Consider the following 3,958-nt stretch of genomic DNA (forward strand, 5'->3'; position numbering starts at 1 on the left):
TGCAGGACCAGATGCGCTGGAACAACTGGATCCTGCTGCTGGGCGGGCGCAACGCGGCGGAAGGCCAGCTTCCCGGGCCCTCGGGCGGCAACCTCTCGGTCGAGCAGGTGCTGGTGACGGAGCCGGAGGTCTATATCGGCACCGGCATGGCGCAGCCGCCGGAGGGCAGCGCCGCGCCGCGCCTGGGCTGGGGGGTGGCGCCGGAGGTGGCGCGGCGCAGCCTCGCGGAAGCGCTGCGCGCGCCGGAGCTGGCGCACCTGCCGGCGGTGCGCCAGGGCCGCGCCTTCGGCCTGTGGAACTATCTCGGCGGCACGGCGCTGAACGTGGTGGCGCTGGAGGCGATGGCGGGCTGGCTCTACCCCGGCCTCGCCGCCACGCTCGATCCGGCGGCGACGCTGGCCGAGATCAACGCCCGCTTCGCCGCCGCCCCCTGGCAGGGCACCTTCTGGACGGCGGCGTGACGCCTCACCAGCGATAGGCGAGGTTGGCGATCACCGTCCGCCCAGGGCCGTAGTAGCAGTAGTTGGCGCCGGTGCAGGAGGAGACGTACTCCTTGTCCGCCAGGTTGCTGGCATTCACCGAGAGCTTGTAGCGGTCCCACTCATAGCTCACCGAGGCGTCGAACAGCGTGACGGACGGGGTGCGGTACACGTTGGCGTTGTCGCCGTAGAAATTGCCCATGTAGCGCACGCCGCCGCCGAGGCCGAAGCCGGCGAGGCGGCTGCCCTCCTGGAAGCGGTACTGGCCCCAGAGATTGGCCATGTGCTCGGGCACCAGCGCCGGGCGGTTGCCCTGGCTGCCGCCGTTGTCGCTGGTGATCTCGGCGTCCATGTAGGTGTAGCTGGCGATCAGGCTGAGCCCCTCGGCCAGGCTGGCCACCGCCTCCAGCTCCAGCCCCCGGACGTTGATCTCGCCGGTCTGCACCTGCGCGGCGGGCACCACCGGGTCGCGGGTGGTGACGTTGGTCTGCGTCAGGTCGAAGGCCGAGGCGGTGAAGAAGCTGTTCATCCCCGGCGGCTGGTACTTCAGGCCGATCTCGTACTGCCGGCCCTCGGTGGGGCGGAAGGCCTCGCCGCCGGCGGTGGAGCCGGCGATCGGGTCGAAGGAGGTGGAATAGCTGACATAGGGCGAGAGGCCGTTCGGCGCCGCGTACATCAGCGCGGCGCGGCCGGTGAAGGCGTTGTCGTTCTGCGTGGTGCGGTTGTCGTTCAGGCGGGAGGTCTGCTCGCTGCCGGCCCAGTCCTGCCGCCCGCCCAGCAGCAGGATCCAGTTGTTCCAGCGCATCTGGTCCTGCAGGTAGAGGCCGAGCTGGTGCAGGTCGTCGTTGCGGTTGAGGGCGTAGAAGGGGGCGCGGCGCGAGTCCGGCACCGTAAGGCCCCGGGCGGGGTTGAAGATGTCGACCGACGGGCCGGTGCCGAAATAGGTCTCGTAGCGGCCCCAGTACTGCCGCACATCGACACCCGCCAGCACCTTGTGCACCACCGGGCCGGTGCTGAAATCGGCCTGCAGGCCGGTGTCGAGGTTGATCGTGTCGGAGCGCTCGCGCTGCACCAGGGTGCCGCGGTTCAGCGTCCGCAGGTCCGGCTGGAAGCCGGTCGCGTACATGGTGTCGTACTTGACGGTGTTGTGCGTGTAGCGGGTGTTCTGCCGCAGCGTGAAGACGCTGTTCAGGCGCTTCTCGATGTCCCAGCCCAGCGTGGTGGTGGTGACGTCGGAGCGGCTGAAATCCTCCTCGCCGGCATAGCGGCTGCGCGGGATCTTGCCGTTCGGGTTGTAGAGCAGCGTGCCTTGCGCCGGCAGGCCGATGGGCGAGCCGCCCTGGTCGTACTGGTAGGAGCCGAGCAGGGTGACGCGCGTCTCGCCATCCGGCCGCCAGGTGAGGGCGGGGGCGAAGAAGTAGCGGTCGTCGCCGACGTGGTCCACATCGGTGTCGCTGTTCCGAACCAGCCCGGTTGCGCGGTAGGAGAACTGCCCGGCCTCGTCCAGCGGCCCGCCCAGGTCGAAGGCGCCCTGGAAGCGGTCATTGTTGCCGGCGGAGAGGTTGACCTCGCCGAAGGGCGTCTCGGTCGGCCGCTTGCTCACCAGGTTGATCAGCCCGCCCGGCACGGTCTGCCCGTAGAGCACCGAGGAGGGGCCGCGCACGATCTCGATGCGCTCCAGCCCGTACTGCTCGATGCTGGTGGGGCCGAACTGGCGCAGCAGGCGCAGCCCGTTGAGATACTGGCTTGGCCGCGCGTCGAAGCCGCGGATGCGCGCGGAATCGAAGCGCGGGTCGAAGCCGGAGAGGCCGGCGGTGACGCCGGGGGCGTAGCGCAGCGCCTCCTCCACGCTGCGCACCGCCTGGGCGTCGATGCGGTCCCGCGTGATGACGGTGATGGCCTGCGGTGTCTCGATCAGCGGCGTGTCGGTCTTGGTGGCGCTGGCGGCGCGGCCGGCGACGAAGCCCTGCACCGGGCCGGTGGCCGTCTCCCGCTGGCCCTGCACGTCCACCGTGGGCAGCAGGATGGCGCCGCCCTGGGTGAGCGGGGAGGTGCCGGCCTCCTGCGCCAGGGCGCCGGCTGAGAGCGCCAGCAGCACCGGGGCCAGGGAGAGAAAACGGTAGCGACGCAAGGACATGGCCATCGGCTCGGCACCTGGGAAAGGGTCGGAGATGCCGGCGCTTTAATTCAAGTGATAATTAATCGCAAACGATTGCCGCGCGAAGCCCTGCATGGCGCCGCCATTGATGCGGAAAAGGCACGCCGTCCCGGGGCCGCAACGGCACCAGGACGGCGGCCGCGCGGCTCAGATGTCCGCGCGGATGTTGGCGGCGCGTGCCACCTCGCCCCAGCGGGCATGGTCGCGCTTCACGCGCGCGTCGAACTCGGCCGCCGTGCCGCCGCCCGGCTCGTCGCCCTGGCCGGTGATGCGCTCGCGCACCGCCGGGTCCTGCAGCGCCTTGTTCAGCGCCTCGTTGACGCGCTGGACGATCTCGGGCGGCGTGCCGCGCGGGGCCGAGATGCCGATCCAGCTGGTGATGGTGAAGTCCTGCACCCCCTGCTCGGCGGCGGTCGGGATGTCGGGGAAGGCGGGGGCGCGCTGCTCGCCCGTCACCATCAGCCCGCGCACCTGCCCGGCCTTGAGGAAGGGCGCCACCACCGAGGCGGCGTCGAACAGGCAGGAGAAGCGGCCGGCGATGAAATCCTGCATCGCCGGGCCGGAGCCGCGATAGGGGATGCTCTCCATGGCCGGGTTGCCAATGCGGGTGCGGAACAGCTCCATCGCGCAGTGCGACATGCTGCCGGCGGCGGCGGTGCCGTAGTCGATGCCCTTGGGCTGCGCCTTCACCCAGGCGGCGAACTCGCTCACGGTCCTGGCCGGCACGGAGGGATGCACGCAGAGCACCAGCGAGCTTTGCAGCGCGAGGCCGACCGAGACCAGCTCCAGCGGGTTGATGGTCATGCCCGGGAAGGTGTGCGGGTTGATGGCCATGGAGCTCGAATTGGCGGCGAGCATGGTGTAGCCGTCGGGGCGCGCGCGCAGCACCGCCTCGGTGCCGATATTGCCGCCGGCGCCGCCGCGGTTCTCGATCACCACCGACTGGCCCAGCGCGGCGGACATGCCGGCCTGGATGACGCGGGCGGCGAAATCGGTCTGGCCGCCGGGGGGGAAGCCCACCACCAGCGTCAGCGGCCGGGTGGGCCAGGCCTGCGCCAGCGCCAGGCGCGGCGCCGCCAGCCCGGCGGCCGTGGCGCCGAGGCCGGCACCCAGCACGGCGCGGCGGGAAAGGGCAGGAGGGGCGTCGTTCTTCTCGGTCATCCCGGTGTTCTTTCTTGGAGGCATGAGGCGGCGCGGCGGGCAGGCCGGCCGGTGCCGCTGGATGCGCCGCCGGAGGACCATGCCGGTCCTCCCGCGCGCGCCATTCCGGCGGCAGGCCGGCCCGTGCGGGGCCGATTCATGAGCGGCATGACTAGAAGGG

3 protein-coding genes are annotated in these 3,958 nt (G+C 71.2%); 1 reads left to right on the plus strand and 2 read right to left on the minus strand.

The genetic code is table 11. The annotated features are described in order from the left end of the window. A partial coding sequence (locus tag ACZJYS_RS23245) for a TroA family protein (RefSeq protein ID WP_493180494.1) occupies positions 1-461 on the plus strand: 461 nt, incomplete at its 5' end. A 4-nt stretch (positions 462-465) separates the two neighbouring features. Here the strand turns inward: ACZJYS_RS23245 and ACZJYS_RS23250 are convergent. Continuing rightward, on the minus strand, positions 466-2,622 hold the full coding sequence (locus ACZJYS_RS23250) for a TonB-dependent siderophore receptor (RefSeq protein ID WP_493180495.1): 2,157 nt from the start codon (positions 2,620-2,622) through the stop codon (positions 466-468). Positions 2,623-2,784: 162 nt separating this feature from the next. Next, positions 2,785-3,798 carry a Bug family tripartite tricarboxylate transporter substrate binding protein gene (locus ACZJYS_RS23255; protein ID WP_493180496.1) on the minus strand — a complete coding sequence of 338 codons (1,014 nt, stop codon included), beginning with the start codon at positions 3,796-3,798 and terminating at the stop codon, positions 2,785-2,787. Positions 3,799-3,958: the final 160 nt, after the last annotated feature.

It is taken from the genome of Roseomonas sp. TS2 (genome assembly GCF_058833935.1).